This is a genomic window from Mycobacterium sp. E1386 (assembly GCF_001672745.1).
In the GTDB taxonomy this organism is placed as follows: domain Bacteria; phylum Actinomycetota; class Actinomycetes; order Mycobacteriales; family Mycobacteriaceae; genus Mycobacterium.
The window spans coordinates 22,189-39,411 of sequence record NZ_LZKH01000141.1; the positions used below are offsets into that span (position 1 = coordinate 22,189).

Consider the following 17,223-nt stretch of genomic DNA (forward strand, 5'->3'; position numbering starts at 1 on the left):
GACCCGGAACCACACAGACCGTTGCGCCCAGCTATCAAAGTCGGACTTTCGACGGCTTCGGTGTACCCATTGCGGGCCGAGGCCGCCTTCGAGTACGCGGCCCGGCTCGGCTACGACGGTGTCGAACTGATGGTGTGGGCCGAGTCGGTGAGCCAGGACGTCGACGCCGTCCAGAAGCTGTCCCGGCGCTACCGCGTCCCGGTGTTGTCGGTGCACGCGCCCTGCCTGCTCATCTCGCAGCGGGTGTGGGGCGCCAACCCGATTCCCAAGCTGGACCGCAGCGTGCGGGCGGCGGAGCAACTCGGCGCGCAGACCGTCGTCGTGCACCCGCCGTTTCGCTGGCAGCGTCGCTACGCCGAGGGATTCAGCGACCAGGTCGCCGAGCTGGAAGCGTCGAGCGACGTGATGATCGCGGTGGAAAACATGTTCCCGTTCCGCGCGGACCGGTTCTTCGGGTCCGGTCAATCGTTGGAGCGGATGCGCCGGCGCGGCGGCGGCCCGGGGCCGGCGATATCGGCGTTCGCGCCCTCGTACGACCCGCTGGACGGCAACCACGAGCACTACACGCTGGACCTGTCCCACACCGCGACCGCCGGCAGCGACTCGCTGGACATGGCGCAGCGCATGGGCGGCGGGTTGGTCCACCTGCACCTGTGCGACGGCAGCGGCCTGCCCGCCGACGAGCACCTGGTCCCCGGCCGTGGCACGCAGCCCACCGCCGAGGTGTGCCAGATGCTGGCCGGCAGCCACTTCGCCGGCCACGTCATCCTGGAGGTGTCCACGTCCAGCGCGCGCAGCGCCAATGAGCGCGAAAGCATGCTCGCCGAATCGTTGCAGTTCGCCCGCACGCACCTGCTGCGCTGATCACCCAGGAGACCATGAACGCGTTATTCACCACCGCAATGGCATTGCGGGAGGTTGGCCCCGGCGTCTTTGAGGGCGAGCTCAACAAGCACTGGACCATCGGTCCGAAGGTGCACGGCGGCGCGATGCTCGCGCTCTGCGCCAACGCCGCCCGCACCGCCTGCGGCGCACAATCGCCGGCCGGCTTCGAACCGGCCCAGCAGCCCGTCGCGGTGTCGGCGAGCTTCCTGTGGGCCCCCGATCCGGGCCCGATGCGGCTGGTGACCTCGATCCGCAAGCGCGGCCGCCGGATCAGCGTCGTGGACGTCGAGCTCACTCAGGGTGACCGCACCGCGGTGCACGCTGTGGTCAATCTCGGCGAGCCGGAACACTTTCCGCCCGACGGTGATGCCAAGCCGCTGCTGTCGGCCAACCCTGTCGTGGGCCTGATGGCGCCAGAGCCCCCCGACGACATCGCGCCTATCGGGCTCGGCCATCCCTTGGCCGGCCTGGTGCACCTCGGCGAAGGCTGCGATGTGCGGCCGGTGCTGTCGACGCTGGGGCCGTCAGCCGGCGGCGGCCCGCCGGTGATCCAGATGTGGGCGCGCCCGCGCGGGGTGGCTCCGGACGCGCTGTTCGCGCTCATGTGCGGGGACCTGTCCGCCCCGGTCACCTTCGCCGTGGAGCGCACCGGCTGGGCTCCCACCGTCCAGCTGACCGCCTTTCTGCGCGGACTGCCCGCCGATGGGTGGTTGCGAATCATCGCCACGTGCACCGAGATCGGGCATGACTGGTTCGACGAGGACCACACCGTCGTCGACAGCCTGGGCCGGCTGGTGGTGCAAGCCCGCCAATTGGCGTTGGTCCCTGCCGCCGGGTAGCCGCCGCTGTCTGCGATGCTGTCGGGCATGGCAAGAATCGCGATCATCGGTGGCGGCAGTATCGGGGAGGCACTGCTGTCGGGTCTGCTCCGCGCGGGCCGGCAGGTGAAAGACCTGGTGGTCGCCGAACGCGTTCCGGAACGCGCCCAGTATCTGGCCGACACCTATTCGGTGTTGATCACTTCGGTGGCCGACGCGGTGGAGAACGCGTCCTTCGTCGTGGTCGCGGTGAAGCCCGGCGACGTCGAGCCCGTGATGGCGGAGCTGGCGAAGGCGGCCGCCGCGTCCGAGAGTGACAGTGCCGAGCAGGTGTTCGTGACCGTCGCGGCCGGCATCAGCATCTCGTATTTCGAGTCGAAGCTCCCGGCCGGAACGCCGGTGGTCCGCGCGATGCCGAACGCGGCGGCGTTGGTCGGCGCCGGGGTGACGGCGCTGGCCAAGGGCCGGTTCGTCACCGTCCCGCAGCTCGAGGGGGTATCGGCCCTGTTCGACTCGGTCGGCGGCGTGCTGACCGTGCCGGAAGGCCAGATGGACGCTGTGACGGCTCTGTCGGGCTCCGGCCCGGCGTACTTCTTCCTGATGGTCGAGGCCCTGGTGGACGCCGGGGTCGCCGCGGGCCTGAGCCGGGACGTGGCCGCCGACCTGACGGCGCAGACGATGGCCGGGTCCGCGGCCATGCTGCTGGAACGGATGGACGCCGAGCGGCAGCCGGGCGAGGGGGAGGCGCCCGGGTTGCGGGTGGACGCCACGGCGACCCAGCTGCGGGCGACCGTTACCTCACCCGGTGGCACCACCGCCGCGGGGCTTCGCGAACTGGAAAAGGGTGGGTTGCGGGCGGCTGTCGATGCGGCCGTTCAGGCCGCCAAAATGCGCTCTGAGCAGCTAAGAATTACATCGGAGTAATCCAAGAATTTTAAACTGATTGTCCCCCACCAGTACCAGTAACCCCATTAGTCCCGCTATTCTCCTCTTTGTATGCACGTGTGGGTGCCAGCGGAGGGGAAGCCGCTGGCATTGCGCGGGCCTGACACGATTGGGTTGCGATGACGTCTACGAACGGGCCATCGGCGCGAGATTCTGCTGGTAAGCGGGACGCCGGTTCCGGCGAGGGCCAGGGCAGGACACAATTCTTGACGGTTGCCGAGGTGGCGGCGTTGATGCGGGTCTCCAAGATGACGGTGTACCGGCTGGTGCACAACGGCGAGCTGCCCGCGGTCCGGGTCGGGCGGTCTTTCCGGGTGCACGCCAAGGCGGTGCACGACATGCTGGAGACGTCTTACTTCGACGCGGGCTGACCCGAAACAGCACTTCGCTCTTGACTCGGCGGTCGTCGACGCCGGTTTGGTGTTCGATGCGTCCAGCCGGGTAAAGTGTCCGGGTCAATCCTGCAAGCAGGTCACGGGTCAGATAGCGGAGTTCATGGGTTCAGTAATCAAGAAGCGGCGCAAGCGCATGTCCAAGAAGAAGCACCGCAAGTTGTTGCGCCGCACGCGGGTGCAGCGCAGAAAACTCGGCAAGTAGGCCCGCCCGCGGCGTAGCGCTGCGGTCTCTCCCGGCGGATAGGCTGTTTGGGTGGATCAGTCGAGTGGGGATGGCGCCGGTACCGGCGACACCGCGAGCAACACGGTGCACTACCCCAAGGTTGTGCTGGTTACCGGTGCGTGCCGGTTTTTGGGCGGCTACCTGACCGCTCGGCTCGCGCAGAACCCGATGATCAACGCGGTTATCGCGGTTGACGCGATCGCGCCCAGCAAGGACATGCTGCGCCGCATGGGCCGCGCGGAGTTCGTGCGTGCCGACATCCGCAACCCCTTCATCGCCAAGGTGATTCGCAACGGCGACGTCGACACCGTGGTGCACGCGGCGGCCGCGTCGTACGCCCCGCGGTCCGGGGGTACCGCGGCGTTGAAGGAAATCAACGTGATGGGCGCGATGCAGCTGTTCGCGGCCTGCCAGAAGGCGCCCTCGGTGCGCCGCGTCGTGCTCAAGTCGACGTCCGAGGTGTACGGGTCGAGCGCTCACGATCCGGTGATGTTCACCGAGGACAGCACCAGCCGCCGGCCGCTGCGCGGAGGTTTCGCCAAGGACAGTCTCGACATCGAGGCCTACGCGCGCGGCCTGGGCCGGCGCCGCCCCGATATCGCCGTGACGATCCTGCGGCTGGCCAACATGATCGGGCCGGCCATGGACACCACGCTGTCGCGGTACCTGGCAGGGCCGCTGGTGCCCACGATGTTCGGCCGCGACGCGCGCCTTCAGCTGTTGCACGAGCAGGATGCGCTGGGCGCATTGGAGCGCGCGGCGATGGCCGGCAAGGCCGGCACCTTCAACATCGGCGCCGACGGGATCATCATGCTGTCGCAGGCGATCCGCCGGGCCGGCCGGATTCCGTTGCCGGTACCGGGTTTTGGCGTCTGGGCGCTCGATTCGCTGAGGCGGGCCAACCGCTACAACGAGATCAGCCGCGATCAGTTCGCCTACCTGAGTTACGGCCGGGTCATGGACACCACCCGGATGCGAACGGAGCTCGGGTACCAGCCGAAATGGACGACGGCGGAGGCTTTCGACGACTACGTCCGCGGCCGCGGCATGACTCCCATTATCGACCCAGATCGGGTACGCTCCCTGGAGGGTCGCGCCATATCTTTAGCTCAGCGCTGGGGTAGCCGAAATCCAGTTCCGTGGGGTGGGGTCAGGTAGGTATCGTGGCTGGTGAAACCAGAGCCAATGTCATTCCACTGCATACAAATCGGGGTCGGGTAGCGGCGCGTAAAAGAGCCGATCAGCGGGCGGAGTCGGCTCGCCAGCATCCTTCCTTGCTTTCGGACCCGCACGGTCGGGCCTCAGCCGAACAGATCGCCGCCGTCGTCCGCGAGATCGACGAGCATCGGCGTGCCGCGGGCGCGGGGTCGGCGGAGGCCCCGCTCAACGAACTCGCTCAGCGCGTCGCCGCCGTTGCCGGCTTCCTGCGTCAGCGCATCACGGGTGACTACACCGTCGACGAGTTCGGCTTCGATCCGCACTTCAACAGCGCGATCGTCCGGCCGTTGCTGAGGTTCTTCTTCCGGTCGTGGTTCCGGGTCGAAGTCAGCGGAATAGAAAACCTGCCGAGCGACGGGGCCGCGTTGGTGGTGGCCAACCATGCCGGGGTGTTGCCGTTCGACGGGCTGATGTTGTCGGTGGCCGTCCACGACGAGCATCCCGCCCAGCGAGACCTGCGGTTGCTCGCCGCCGACATGGTGTTCGACCTGCCCGTGGTGGGTGAGGCCGCCCGCAAGGCGGGCCACACCATGGCCTGCACGACGGACGCGCACCGGCTGCTCGCCGCCGGCGAACTGACCGCCGTCTTCCCGGAGGGCTACAAGGGCCTGGGGAAGCGCTTCGAGGACCGCTACCGGTTGCAGCGGTTCGGCCGCGGGGGCTTCGTGACGGCCGCGTTGCGCACCAAGGCGCCCATCGTCCCCTGCTCGATCATCGGTTCGGAAGAGATCTATCCGATGCTGACCGATGTGAAGCTGCTCGCCCGGCTGTTTGGCCTGCCCTACTTCCCGGTCACGCCGCTGTTCCCGCTGGCGGGGCCGGCGGGTCTGGTGCCCCTGCCGTCGAAGTGGCGCATCGCGTTCGGTGAGCCCATCTACACCAACGACTACGCCGCCTCCGACGCCGAGGACCCGATGGTCACCTTCGAGCTGACCGATCAGGTCCGCGAGACGATCCAGCAGACGCTGTACCGCTTGCTCGCCGGCCGGCGCAACATCTTCTTCGGCTGAACCCCTCCTAACGCGAAACGCCCCGGAGCCAACGGCTTCGGGGCGTTTTGCGCTTGGATTACTTGACCATTGTGAACTGGCAGACGTTGGTGTAGCCGTCGCGGAACAGGTCCGAGCAGCCCCGCAAGTACTTCAGGTAGATGTCGTAGGTCTCCTGCCCCTTCAGGGCAATCGCCTCCTCCTTGTGGGCCTCGAGGGCATCCCCCCAGGCGGTCAGCGTCGGCACGTAGTTCTTCCCGATGAAGTGGTGGCGCTCGATCTTGAAACCCGCATCCGTCGCGTATTTGTCGACCAGGTTGACCTGGGGCAACTTTCCGCCCGGGTAGATCTCCTTCAGGATGAAGCTGATGAACCGCAGCAGGGTCATGTTCACCTGCAAGCCCATCGCTTTGCCCTCCTCGGCGGTGGGCACCACGATGCTGTGCAGCAGCATCCGGCCGTCGTCGGGCAGCAGGTCGTAGTACTTCTTGAAGAAGGTGGCGTAACGCTCGTACCCGGCGTCGCCCGCTCCGTCGGCGAAGTGCTCGAACGCGCCCAGCGACACGATGCGGTCGATCGGTACGTCGCCGGGGAATTCCTCCCAGCCCTGGATCCGCACCTCCTTGCGGCGGGGGCTGTCCATCTTCTCGAACTCGGCCACGCAGTGCGCGTACTGGTTCTCGCTGAGCGTCAGGCCGATGACGTTGACGTCGTACTCGGCCACCGCGTGCCGCATGGTCGAACCCCAGCCGCTGCCGATGTCGAGCAGCGTCATGCCGGGCTCGAGTTTCAGCTTGTCCAGGGCCAGCTTGCGCTTGGCGTACTGCGCCTCTTCCAGCGTCTTGGTCAGATTCTGCGGGTCCGGGTTCTCGTCGAAGTATCCGCAGCTGTAGGTCATCGACGGGTCGAGCCAGAGCTTGAAGAACTCGTTCGACTTGTCGTAGTGGGACCGGACCTTCTCGACCGGCGGCTTGAGCTGGGTGCTACCCGTTTCCCCCTGTGAAGTCATAGATTCGAACCTACTTTCCCGCTGATATGGACGCGACCGCCGCGACGGTTGCTTCGTGGTCGGTTTCGTTGTTTGCGGCTTCCCCCAGCATCGTGACTGTACTGGTGATCACCGGTTTGCCCTCGGCATCCGTAACCTCGCTGCGGATCTCTGTGATCACGGCGCCATGGGACTCAATGACAGAGTCTAGGTAGGTGTCGAAATAAAGCCTATCCCCGGCGACGATCGGCCGGTGGAACTTGAATTTCTGGTCGCGGTGCATGACTCGCGCGATGTTGATCGGGATGCTGAACTTGGTGAAGATCTCCAGCTGCACGCGCCGACCCGCGATGGCGAGGAAGGTGAGCGGGGCCACCAGCGCGTCATACCCGGCGGCGGCGGCGTCGGCCTCGCTGAAGTGCGTCGGATGGTCGTTCCTGATGGCGAGCGCGAACTCCCGAATCTTCTCGCGGCCGACCAGGAAGTAATCCGGCGCCCGGTAATGGCTGCCGATGAGCCCTTCGGCTCCCTTGGGGATTGTCATACCGCTGTCGCTCTCCGCTCGAATAGGTCTCAGCGGCGCAGCCTATCAGCGCGATTGCCGCCGGGATGCTACCGCGGCCAGTGCGCCACCGGCCGCCCCGAGCGCCAGGGCCGACGGGACCCCGATTCGGGCGGCCTTGCGGGCGGTGCGAAAGTCGCGGATCTCCCAGCCGCGTTCGCGGGCCAGGGTGCGCAGCCGCGCGTCCGGGTTGATGGCGACCGCGGTGCCCACCAACGACAGCATGGGCACGTCGTTGAAGCTGTCGGAGTAGGCGGTGCACCGTTTGAGGTTGAGGCCCTCCCGGATCGCCAGCGACCGGACGGCGTGCGCCTTTCCGGTCCCGTGCAGGATGTCGCCGACCAGCCGGCCGGTGAACACCCCGTCGACGGACTCCGCGACGGTGCCCAGGGCGCCGGTCAGGCCGAGCCGCCGCGCGATGGTCGCCGCGAGTTCGTACGGCGTGGCGGTGATCAGCCAGACCTGCTGGCCCGCGTCGAGGTGCATCTGTGTCAGCTCGCGGGTGCCCGGCCAGATCTTGTCGGCGATGATCTCGTCGAAGATCTCCTCGCCCAGAGCCACCAGTTGTTCGACCGAGCGGCCCTCGATGAAGGCGAGCGCTTTCCGCCGGCCGGCGGCGACGTCGTTGCTGTTCTCCTTGCCCAGGATCTGGAACTTGGCCTGGGCGTAGATGAAGCCGAGCACGTCGCGGTAGGTGAAGTAGTTGCGCGCCGCGAGACCGCGGCCGAAGTGCACCGCCGAGGAGCCCTGCACCAGCGTGTTGTCCACGTCGAAGAAGGCGGCCGCGGTCAGGTCGACCGGCGGCTGCGGGCGGTCCTCGTCGGCGGTTTCCTCCCGCAGGCCTTCCAGCGCGCGGGCGGCGCTGGCGTCGGCGGCCAACGACTCCAAGTCAACGCGGCTGAGGTCCCCGTTGACCGGGTCAGAGGAAGTCATCGCCAAACCTCCTAGATCGCTGTGTTGCCTGGCGACCCAGTGGGTCCCGATGTTCAACCCTATCGGGGAGATGGCCTGGGGGCGTCAGCTATGCCGTGCCGCCGAGTGTGAAGCCAGCCGCACACTCGACGCCGAGTGTGAAGGTAGCGTGACGCTCGCTGGGGAGATTCTGTGTGGGGCAGGTGCTCAGGCGCTGCGAATGTTGAGTGTGAACCAATCGGACGGAACGCCTTGGCGCAGCACGGAATCGAGATCCTCGAAAGTTAGAACGATCAGATGTGACGCCGCGATCGCACCATGCTCTGGCATCCATCCCCGATCACTCGGTTCGTCATCGACCGTCATGCTGACGCGCCCAGGATAATTGGCCGGATCGGGCTTACTGAGCGAGACCACGGGATTAAGACCCTCTCGATACCAGCGGAAGCTGGGAGAATTGGTGTACTTCCCAGGGCGAGCCATCTGACTAATCAAAAATGCCAAGTATTTTTCGGCGTCGCCGTAGTTTCTGAACATCCAGTAGGTACGCCGCGAACCCCGTTCTTCGCTATCGATGAAAAATTGCCCACCCTTCCAAGTCAAATAGTAAGATACATCGCCGTCGTCAATGAAGGCTAACTCGTGGCTGCCCGTCATTTTGGGCGTCCGTCTTCCCCAGAAAATTTGCTCCTGAGATTCCCATCCCCTTGGCTGTCGCTGAGCGTCGCCGGGCGAGCGGCCTTGACGGCGCAGATAGATTTCCTCCCACTCGTACCAGTACTTTACGAGTCGGTGCAGGAATGGTGGGATCGTGGTGAGGTCGAGCGTGTAATCAGCCATACGTTTCGTATACGCTTAATACTCATTATCCTGGGATCGCGCGATTAAAGCGATGTCTTCGGGGATACCTTCGAGCAGCGCCTCGGTTAACTCCTCGAACGATAAAAGCAGGACTTGCATTCTTGGCTCGTCTTCGGGGAATGCAAATCCATACGAATCGGGCCGTGTTGTGAGCGTGTAGCGTTTGAGATATTGCTCCGCAAAGCCTTCTTCAAGACCAGGGTACTCGCTTTTGAGAAGATTGATAACGTCCGGATCCGCGGCCTCGATCGCTATACGAGGGTCGAGGCCGCTGTGGTTCCATTTGACGAATTGCGTTTGTAAACGAAGGCTCACGCGGGCGCTATCTGCAACGCGCATAATGATGTATTTTCCTGCGTCCGAGAATGTTGAAAACAATACCCTGACTTCCTCATCCCGCTGCGACGCTCTTTCGTGCTTCAACGAGCTTAAAACGCTGAAGTAACCCAGCTGTGTGCGCGCGATTATCCAAGCTCCCCAGTCGCCTTGCTCCGCCCATTCGGGCCATTTTTCAACTTTCCTTGAGTAGTCAGAGCGGAAGTATAGACGGTCACCTTGTCTCTCCGCTTCGTCGTAGGGTCCGTCGCCGGCGTTGTTGGCAATCTTGCGCCAAAGGTTGTAATGGGCGATAAAGTCACCATATTCGCCCTCTGTGCTGAAGTTTTCGGCCAACTCTGAACACCCCTTCTTGCTTGCCGAGCTATCCTAGAGCCAGGTAACCGTTTACAAGTAACCATCTGATCAGAACAGTCTTGCCGTTCTTGTCAACAACCACCCATTGTGTTCCACCGCCTGGCTGGCCAAACTCATCACCCACTCTTCCGTACCTGACTTGCCAGCCCTCGGGTAATTCCTGACCTGTGCCGTGGAATCGATGGTAATCCCCTGATGAGCCGGGGGCCAGGCTGCGTTCAGGATAACTATCGCCGACTGCGCCCATAAAATCGCCTCGCTGATCGCTTACCTCTCCAATTCTGTCCAGCCATACGTCTTCTGGGATGCTGCGAGCTGTCTGCCATTTCCCATCGGCGAACCCATTCTCCAGCGGCCACTTCCACGTCCCTTCAGCGTGATTCCAATAGTTATCTAGAATTTCTTGCGATGTCATTCCTGAATAGGGGCTGTGCAGCGCTGATTCGGCAAGATCGCGGGGACACCCGTGCTCTATGAGGTCGCGCACGAGCCGCTCAGGGGATTCGGCAAGCGTTAGCTGCTCTTGATACCAAGGCTGCAAATCGGACGGTGTTGTATGCGGTAGGTGTCCATCAGCTGGATCATCTGAAGGCGTGCCGTCGTGCGGTGCGTGGCCGTCGCCATCATGTGGCCCATCGCCTTCGCCGGGCTGATGTGCCGGGGCGTTGTCGTGGGGCGGGTGCGGCGATCCTTCCCCGGGCGGGTGCGCCTGGCCGCCATCGCCAAGCGGCGGACCGTCGTGGTGGCTCCCGCCCGGCATCTCGGGCGGGTGCGCACCCGGTTCCCCACCGTGGGGCATTTCACCGAGGCCGGGAGGCGCTGCTTCGGCAGGCCCGCCACCCATCGGCACCGAAGGTGGCGTCGGCAGGTGGGCCTCCGGCGGCGATGGCAGACCCGCGCTGGGTGGCGCGATCGGTTCGCCGCCGGGAGCAGCCGGCGCGTGGGCTGGCACCGGCTCGGCTGGCTTCGAGTGCGGTAGTGGCGCCTGTTCGGCCGGCGCGGGCACCGCCGGTTTGTCAGCCGGACCGGGTGGCGCGGCGGCCGGCTTGGGCGCCTCACCCGAGGGGGGCTTCTCGCCGACCGGCGGCTTCGACTCCGTCGGGCTGTGCGGAAGAGGGCCGTCGGAGGGCCCGGGCGTGGGCTTGCCCGCGGCGGGAGGTGCGGGCCTGCCGGGCTCCGGCTTGGCCGGGGGTGCGGGTGGTCCCGATTCCGGCGGCTTGGGACCCGTCGGCAGTGCCTCCGTCGGCGGCTTCACCGAAGGCGGTTTCACGCCCTCCGGCAGCCGTGCGCCCTTGAGCGCAGCGGCGGCGTCGCGGCCCCACTTCCCGAGCTTCGACAGCGGTCCCCCGGGCAGCGCCAAGGTTCCGACGTCGAAGAGGGTCTTTCCGAATGCTTCGTCCGGGTGTGAGGCCCAATCGTCCCAGTGGATGATGTTTTTACCCAACGCTTTCCACGCCTGGCCGGCACCGTGTAGACCGTCGGGGCCCAACCCCGCCAGAGTGGCTTCCCCTTCCACCATTCCCAACGTGTCTTTGACGAAGCCCACCGGATCGGATTGAAGGCGGGTCGGGCTGAATTGGTTGAGGCCCTGGAGAAAGTCGTAGCCCTCCACGCCGACGCCTTTCAGGGACCGGCCGACGTGGTTGAGGACTCTCCCCACCTGGGTGCCGTGCAGGAAGTGGTCCCACTCTTTACCCGCCCAACGGCTCATTCCCTCTATCGCGGCGGCGGCCGCGGACATGGTGGCGTTGATCTGATCGCCCAGCGTCTCGGCTTCCTGAGCGAAGTTGTTGACGACCGTGCGGATGTCGTCGGCGATCCTCTTGATCTCGTCTTCGTCTTCGTCGGTGAGCCACTCCCAGACCTCTTTGATTCCGGTCAGCGGATCGCAAATGCGCGACAGCAGATCCAGGATCGCCGCGTGTACCTTGTCGAGCTTCGCGGCGTAGCTGTTGAGCTGGGCGGCGATAGTTTGGCATTGGCGTGCAACGTTGATGGTGGCTTCGGAGGCATCCGACAACGCCTTGTTGATGGCAGCGCCCTCCGGGATCTGCTGGGCACCAATGGCGGCCATTGTCCCGCCGCCCGCCGCGGTCTCGGTGGCCATGAAACTCGCCCCCGCGCTGGTCCACGCCGCCGCGGCGGCCCGCAATTTCGCCGAATCGCCAGTGGGCCAGATCATTCCGATGTAGGGGGCCACCCACCCCCAGCCCGCCGGGGCGCCACTACCGGCGCCGACAGCCGAGGGCGGCTTCGCCCCAACGCTCAACGGCGCGGTCACCGGCGGCGTCGGCAGACCCGCGGCCCGGCCCGTGACATCCGACTGCGCATCGGCCAGCGCGTAGTTGCGGGCCGACACCCGCACCCCGTCGCCGATGCTGCACAACCCATTCCGGGTGCTGGCCATCGCGTCGAACAACTTGGTCGCCGCACCGTCGTACGAGCGGCCCAACGCCGCGCCCACCGGATCGTCGCCGGCCATGCCGGCGCTGCCGGCCAATGCCGCCGTCAAGGTCGAAATCACCGATCCCAGTGACTCGCCGGCGGCCAGCACGGCGGTACCGGCGGCGTCTAGGGCCGTCGGGTCACACGCCAGCGGCGCCATCTGGTCACGACCACATGCCGAGATTCGTCGACATGGCGCCGGTGTAGTTGCCGTGCGCGGTCGTGGCCACCTTCGCGAGTTGCGCCAGCGCCTCACGCATCATCGCCTCGCCGCGCACCCAGTGCTGGTGCGCCTCGGCATGAGCGGCCGCGGCCTGCCCCGTCCACGCGGTGTGCAAACGCGTTACGCGAGAATCGATTTCGGCGATCATGTCCTCGGCGTAGCGCTGAAACTCCGCCATCCGCTGGACGGCGTCGGCCAACGCCTGGGGATCCACCCGGAACGCCTCAGCCACCACGCACCGCCCGCTCCGCCTGGGCGGATCCGGCCTCGTTGGCCTGGTAGCCCTCGCCGGCCTGCCCCACGAGATGGCCCAGCATGGACAACCCGAGCTGTACTTCACGCGCGCCCCGATGCCAAAGCTCCCACGCCGAGGCGTACGCGCTACCCGACGCTCCTTGCCAACCGCCGAGCATCTGACTTACCTGATCGTCTAGCCGGCTCAACTCGGCCGAGAGATGCTCGGCCGCGCCGGCGATGGAGACGGCATGGCTTTGCATCACCACCGGATCAACCCGCAGGGTCTCGTCAGCCATAGCCGGAACATAACGCCTGGTAGGCGGCCTCACAAGTCACCGGTGCCACACTGGTGGCCATGACCGACGCCCCCCGGCGGCCGCAGGTGGAGCTGTTGACCCGCGACGGCTGCACCATCTGCGAACGCGTACACACCCGGCTCGCCGAATTGGCGGCTGAGCTGGGCTTCGACCTGTCGACGATCGACGTCGACGCCGCCGCCTCGGCCGGCAACCCGGGGCTGCGGGCCGAGTTCGGCGACCGGCTGCCCGTGATCCTGCTCGACGGACGCGAGCACAGTTACTGGGATATAGACGAGCCCCGGCTGCGCGCGGATCTCGCTCGATGAGGGCCAACGGGCAATTATTTGGTAGCCCACCTGATAAACGATTACCTTGGAAACCAGTTCAATTACTGGAGAAAGCAAGGGAGCTGGCCAGGTGATGCTGCCGTGAGCGTCTTGCTTTTCGGGGTTTCGCACCGCAGTGCGCCGGTCTCCGTCCTGGAACAACTCACCATCGACGAATCCGATCAGGGCAAGATCGTCGACCGGGTGTTGCAGTCGCCGCTGGTGACCGAGGCGATGGTGCTGTCGACGTGCAACCGAGTCGAGGTCTACGCGGTGGTGGACGCGTTCCACGGCGGGCTGGCGGCAATCGGGCAGGTGCTGTCGGATCACTCCGGAATGTCCATGGGGGACCTGACCAAGTACGCGTACGTCCGTTACAGCGAGGCCGCCGTCGAGCACCTGTTCGCGGTGGCCAGCGGGCTGGACTCCGCGGTCGTGGGTGAGCAGCAGGTGCTCGGCCAGGTGCGCCGCGCGTATGCCACCGCGGAAAGCAACCGCACGGTCGGCCGGGTGCTGCATGAGCTGGCCCAGCGGGCGCTGTCGGTGGGGAAGCGGGTGCATTCCGAGACCGCCATCGACGCGGCGGGGGCCTCCGTGGTGTCGGTCGCCCTGAACATGGCCGAACGCCGGCTCGGCGGGCTGCAGGGCAAGACCGCCGTGCTGGTCGGCGCCGGAGCGATGGGCGCCCTGGCGGCGGCCCACCTGACCCGGGCCGGCATCCGGCACGTGCACGTCCTGAATCGGTCGTTGTCCCGCGCGCAGCGGTTGGCCCGCAAACTCCGCGAATCCGGTGTGCAGGCCGACGCGATGTCACTCGACCGCCTGGCCGACGCGGTGGCCGACGCCGACGTCATGGTCAGCTGCACAGGCGCGGTGAGTCCGGTCGTCACGCTGGCCGACGTGCACCATGCGCTGGCCGCCGCGCGCCGCGACGAGTCGACCCGCCCGCTGGTCATCTGCGACCTGGGCATGCCGCGTGACGTGGACCCCGCGGTCGCCGGTCTGCCCGGTGTCTGGGTCGTCGACGTGGACCGCGTGCAGCACGAGCCGTCGGCGCACGCCGCGGCCTCCGATGTCCACGCCGCGCGCCACATCGTGGCGGCCGAGGTCGCCGCCTACCTGGCGGGGCAGCGCATGGCCGAGGTCACGCCGACGGTGACGGCCTTGCGCCAGCGCGCCGCCGACGTGGTGGAGGCGGAGCTGTTGCGCCTGGACAACCGGCTGCCCGGCCTGGAGAGCGCCCACCGCGAGGAGGTGGCGCGCACCGTGCGGCGGGTGGTGGACAAGCTGCTGCATGCGCCCACCGTGCGGATCAAACAACTCGCCAGCGCCCCCGGCGGGGACAGTTACGCCGAGGCGTTGCGTGAACTCTTCGAACTCGACCAGACCGCCGTCGATGCCGTCGCCGCAGGTGAATTGCCCGTCATATCAACGGGATTCGACGCCGGAACGCAAGAACCGTCGGCCGAGTAGCCGATTGGCGAACGTGATCCGGATAGGTACCCGGGGCAGTCTCTTGGCCACCACCCAGGCCGGCCTCGTCAGGGACGCCTTGATCGCTAACGGTCATCCCGCGGAGCTGGTGATCATCAGCACCGCCGGCGACCGCTCGTCGGCGCCCATCGAGACCCTGGGCGTCGGCGCCTTCACCACCGCGCTGCGCGAGGCGATCAACGACGGCCGGGTGGACGCCGCGGTGCACTCGCACAAGGATTTGCCCACCGCGGACGACCCGCGGTTCACCATCGCCGCCATCCCGCCGCGCAACGACCCCCGCGACGTGGTGGTGGCCCGCGACGGGCTGGTGCTCGGGGAGTTGCCGGCCGGTTCGCTGGTGGGCACGTCGTCCCCGCGCCGGGCCGCGCAGCTTAGAGCATTGGGTCTCGGTTTGGAAATCCGCCCCCTACGAGGCAACCTAGATACCAGGTTGAACAGGGTAAGCAATGGTGATCTCGACGCGATCGTGGTAGCTCGGGCCGGACTGGCCCGGCTCGGTCGCCTCGACGATGTCACCGAGACGTTAGAGCCGGTGCAGATGTTGCCAGCACCGGCTCAGGGCGCGCTCGCCGTCGAATGCCGCGCCGGCGATGAGTTGGTGGCAGTGCTGGCGGAGTTGGACGACGCCGACACGCGTGCGTCGGTCACTGCGGAGCGAGCCCTGTTGGCCGAACTGGAGGCCGGTTGTTCCGCACCGGTGGGCGCGATCGCAGAGGTGGTCGAGTCCATCGATGAGGAAGGCCGAGTCTTCGAAGAGCTGTCGCTGCGCGGGTGCGTGGCGGCACTGGACGGATCCGACGTGATCCGCGCGTCCGGCATCGGCACCGCCGATCGGGCGCGTGAGCTGGGGGTTTCGGTCGCCGCAGAGTTGTTCGAACTCGGCGCCCGAGAACTCATGCAGGAAGCGCGGCAGGACCCGGCACGAGGAAATTAATTGCGAGTGACGTGGGAGCGACAATGACGACGCGAGGGCGCAAGCCGAGACCCGGCCGCATCACGTACGTGGGTTCAGGTCCCGGCGATCCGGGACTCCTGACTACCCGGGCCGCCACGGTATTGGCGAACGCCGCCTTGGTGTTCACCGACCCCGACGTGCCGGAGCCGGTGCTGGCGCTGATCGGCAAAGACCTGCCACCGGTTTCGGGCCCGGCGCCCGCCGAAGCCCCCGCTGGTGGAGGCGACGCCGCCACCGGCCCGGAGCAACCCGCGGTGATATCGGCCGGCCCCGACGTCCGTCCGGCGCTCGGCGAGCCCGCCGAGGTGGCGAAGACGCTGACCGCCGAGGCCCGCACCGGCGCCGACGTGGTGCGGCTGGTGGCTGGGGATCCGCTGACGGTCGACGCGGTCATTACCGAGGTGAACGCCGTCGCGCGGAGCCACCTGCACATCGAGATCGTGCCCGGCCTGGCTCCCACGGACTCCGTGCCCACCTACGCGGGGCTGCCGCTGGGCTCGTCGCACACCGTTGCCGACGTCCGCGACCCACACGTGGACTGGGATGCCTTGGCCGCTGCGCCCGGCCCGCTGATCCTGCAGGCGACCACGTCGCATCTGGCCGACGCGGCGCGCACCCTGATCGAGCACGAGCTGGCCGAGACCACTCCGTGCGTGGTGACCGCACACGGCACCACCTGCCAGCAGCGTTCGATCGAGACCACACTGGGCGGTCTGACCGACTCGGCCGTGCTGGGCGCGACCGACCCGGCGGGCCCGTTGACCGGACCGCTGGTGGTGACCATCGGCAAGACGGTGGCCAGCCGGGCGAAGCTGAACTGGTGGGAGAGCCGCGCCCTCTACGGCTGGACCGTGTTGGTGCCGCGCACCAAGGATCAGGCCGGCGAGATGAGCGAGCGGCTGACGTCCTACGGTGCGCTGCCGATCGAGGTGCCTACCATCGCCGTCGAGCCGCCACGCAGCCCCGCCCAGATGGAGCGGGCCGTCAAGGGCCTGGTCGACGGTCGTTTCCAGTGGGTGGTGTTCACCTCCACCAACGCGGTGCGCGCGGTGTGGGAGAAGTTCGGCGAGTTCGGTTTGGACGCCCGGGCCTTCTCGGGCGTGAAGATCGCCTGTGTCGGCGAGTCCACGGCCGATCGGGTCCGTGCCTTCGGGATCAGCCCCGAATTGGTGCCGGCCGGGGAGCAGTCGTCGCTGGGTCTGCTGGACGACTTCCCGCCCTACGACAGCATTTTCGACCCGGTGAACCGCGTTCTGCTGCCGCGGGCCGACATCGCCACCGAGACGCTGGCCGAGGGGCTGCGCGAACGCGGTTGGGAGATCGAGGACGTCACCGCCTACCGGACGGTGCGGGCGGCCCCGCCGCCGGCGGAGACGCGGGAGATGATCAAGACCGGCGGGTTCGACGCCGTGTGCTTCACCTCCAGCTCCACGGTGCGCAACCTGGTCGGCATCGCCGGCAAGCCGCACGCGCGGACGATCATCGCCTGCATCGGTCCCAAGACCGCCGAGACCGCCGCCGAATTCGGTTTGCGGGTGGACGTGCAGCCGGAAACGGCCGCGGTCGGTCCGCTGGTCGACGCTTTGGCCGAGCACGCCGCGCGGTTGCGCGCCGAGGGTGCGCTGCCACCGCCGCGTAAGAAGAGCCGCAGGCGCTAGTGGTTGCGGCGATCGCAAGCGCGGCCGTGGTGATCGCAAGCGCGGCGGAGCCGGGCGCTGGGGGCACCTCCCGCTTGCGGGGGACGGGTCGCCA

General features: G+C 66.9%; 19 protein-coding genes and 1 pseudogene. 12 read left to right on the forward strand and 8 right to left on the reverse strand.

Going from position 1 to position 17,223, the window contains the following annotated elements:
• Positions 1 to 21 precede the first annotated feature (21 nt).
• From A5709_RS14750 to A5709_RS14780, 7 genes are all read left to right on the forward strand, one after another.
• Complete coding sequence (locus tag A5709_RS14750; protein WP_067944755.1) at positions 22 to 864, forward strand: sugar phosphate isomerase/epimerase; 843 nt, start codon at positions 22 to 24, stop codon at positions 862 to 864.
• 14 nt (positions 865 to 878) lie between these two features.
• Positions 879 to 1,724, forward strand: coding sequence for a thioesterase family protein (locus A5709_RS14755; RefSeq protein WP_067944754.1), 846 nt, complete (start codon positions 879 to 881; stop codon positions 1,722 to 1,724).
• Between the two features lie 27 nt (positions 1,725 to 1,751).
• Positions 1,752 to 2,627: a pyrroline-5-carboxylate reductase gene (gene proC / locus A5709_RS14760; protein WP_197501068.1), complete on the forward strand. Its 876-nt coding sequence runs from the start codon at positions 1,752 to 1,754 to the stop codon at positions 2,625 to 2,627.
• Between the two features lie 140 nt (positions 2,628 to 2,767).
• Positions 2,768 to 3,019: a cell division/environmental response transcriptional regulator gene (locus A5709_RS14765; RefSeq protein ID WP_067944752.1), complete on the forward strand. Its 252-nt coding sequence runs from the start codon at positions 2,768 to 2,770 to the stop codon at positions 3,017 to 3,019.
• Positions 3,020 to 3,143: 124 nt separating this feature from the next.
• Complete coding sequence (locus tag A5709_RS27525; protein WP_003402602.1) at positions 3,144 to 3,245, forward strand: 30S ribosomal protein bS22; 102 nt, start codon at positions 3,144 to 3,146, stop codon at positions 3,243 to 3,245.
• A 51-nt stretch (positions 3,246 to 3,296) separates the two neighbouring features.
• Positions 3,297 to 4,424, forward strand: a complete 1,128-nt coding sequence (locus A5709_RS14775) for an SDR family oxidoreductase (RefSeq protein ID WP_068120499.1) — start codon at positions 3,297 to 3,299, stop codon at positions 4,422 to 4,424.
• Positions 4,406 to 5,494, forward strand: a complete 1,089-nt coding sequence (locus tag A5709_RS14780) for a lysophospholipid acyltransferase family protein (protein ID WP_197520152.1) — start codon at positions 4,406 to 4,408, stop codon at positions 5,492 to 5,494. The genes A5709_RS14775 and A5709_RS14780 overlap by 19 nt, the downstream gene beginning before the upstream one ends.
• A 58-nt stretch (positions 5,495 to 5,552) precedes the next feature.
• On the opposite strand, the gene A5709_RS14785 is transcribed toward A5709_RS14780, so the two are convergent.
• From A5709_RS14785 to A5709_RS14810, 6 genes are all read right to left on the reverse strand, one after another.
• Positions 5,553 to 6,482, reverse strand: a complete 930-nt coding sequence (locus A5709_RS14785; RefSeq protein ID WP_068120506.1) for a cyclopropane mycolic acid synthase family methyltransferase — start codon at positions 6,480 to 6,482, stop codon at positions 5,553 to 5,555.
• 10 nt (positions 6,483 to 6,492) lie between these two features.
• Complete coding sequence (locus A5709_RS14790) at positions 6,493 to 7,005, reverse strand: MaoC family dehydratase N-terminal domain-containing protein (RefSeq protein ID WP_067944748.1); 513 nt, start codon at positions 7,003 to 7,005, stop codon at positions 6,493 to 6,495.
• Positions 7,006 to 7,050: 45 nt separating this feature from the next.
• On the reverse strand, positions 7,051 to 7,956 hold the full coding sequence (locus A5709_RS14795; protein ID WP_068011792.1) for an HAD family phosphatase: 906 nt from the start codon (positions 7,954 to 7,956) through the stop codon (positions 7,051 to 7,053).
• Positions 7,957 to 8,142: 186 nt separating this feature from the next.
• Entirely contained in the window at positions 8,143 to 8,775 is a 633-nt protein-coding gene (locus tag A5709_RS28090; protein ID WP_156768051.1) for a hypothetical protein, read from the reverse strand.
• 15 nt (positions 8,776 to 8,790) lie between these two features.
• The gene (locus tag A5709_RS14805) at positions 8,791 to 9,468 is read right to left on the reverse strand and encodes a hypothetical protein (RefSeq protein WP_231986974.1); all 678 of its coding nucleotides are present in this window, start codon (positions 9,466 to 9,468) and stop codon (positions 8,791 to 8,793) included.
• Positions 9,469 to 9,496: 28 nt separating this feature from the next.
• The gene (locus A5709_RS14810) at positions 9,497 to 11,563 is read right to left on the reverse strand and encodes a TNT domain-containing protein (protein WP_231986975.1); all 2,067 of its coding nucleotides are present in this window, start codon (positions 11,561 to 11,563) and stop codon (positions 9,497 to 9,499) included.
• Here A5709_RS14810 and A5709_RS29105 point away from each other — a divergent pair.
• Complete coding sequence (locus A5709_RS29105) at positions 11,553 to 11,681, forward strand: hypothetical protein (RefSeq protein ID WP_255403423.1); 129 nt, start codon at positions 11,553 to 11,555, stop codon at positions 11,679 to 11,681. The two genes, A5709_RS14810 and A5709_RS29105, sit on opposite strands and share 11 nt — an antisense overlap.
• Before the next feature lie 417 nt (positions 11,682 to 12,098).
• Here A5709_RS29105 and A5709_RS14815 read toward each other — a convergent pair whose 3' ends face one another.
• Together A5709_RS14815 and A5709_RS14820 are read right to left on the reverse strand one after the other, a co-directional pair.
• The gene (locus A5709_RS14815) at positions 12,099 to 12,389 is read right to left on the reverse strand and encodes a WXG100 family type VII secretion target (protein WP_068120517.1); all 291 of its coding nucleotides are present in this window, start codon (positions 12,387 to 12,389) and stop codon (positions 12,099 to 12,101) included.
• Positions 12,382 to 12,690, reverse strand: a complete 309-nt coding sequence (locus A5709_RS14820; protein WP_067944745.1) for a WXG100 family type VII secretion target — start codon at positions 12,688 to 12,690, stop codon at positions 12,382 to 12,384. Before A5709_RS14820 ends, A5709_RS14815 begins: the two co-directional genes overlap by 8 nt.
• 59 nt (positions 12,691 to 12,749) lie before the next feature.
• Here A5709_RS14820 and A5709_RS14825 point away from each other — a divergent pair.
• The 4 genes and pseudogenes from A5709_RS14825 (at position 12,750) to A5709_RS14840 (ending at position 17,129) form a co-directional block, all read left to right on the forward strand.
• Positions 12,750 to 13,114 (forward strand): annotated as a pseudogene (locus A5709_RS14825) (glutaredoxin family protein).
• A 7-nt stretch (positions 13,115 to 13,121) separates the two neighbouring features.
• Complete coding sequence (locus tag A5709_RS14830) at positions 13,122 to 14,492, forward strand: glutamyl-tRNA reductase (RefSeq protein WP_067944743.1); 1,371 nt, start codon at positions 13,122 to 13,124, stop codon at positions 14,490 to 14,492.
• Between the two features lie 13 nt (positions 14,493 to 14,505).
• Positions 14,506 to 15,450: a hydroxymethylbilane synthase gene (hemC, locus tag A5709_RS14835; protein WP_068011819.1), complete on the forward strand. Its 945-nt coding sequence runs from the start codon at positions 14,506 to 14,508 to the stop codon at positions 15,448 to 15,450.
• A gap of 23 nt (positions 15,451 to 15,473) precedes the next feature.
• A complete protein-coding gene (locus A5709_RS14840; RefSeq protein ID WP_068011796.1) occupies positions 15,474 to 17,129 on the forward strand; it encodes a uroporphyrinogen-III synthase in 1,656 nt (551 codons plus the stop codon).
• The last annotated feature ends 94 nt before the right edge of the window (positions 17,130 to 17,223 follow it).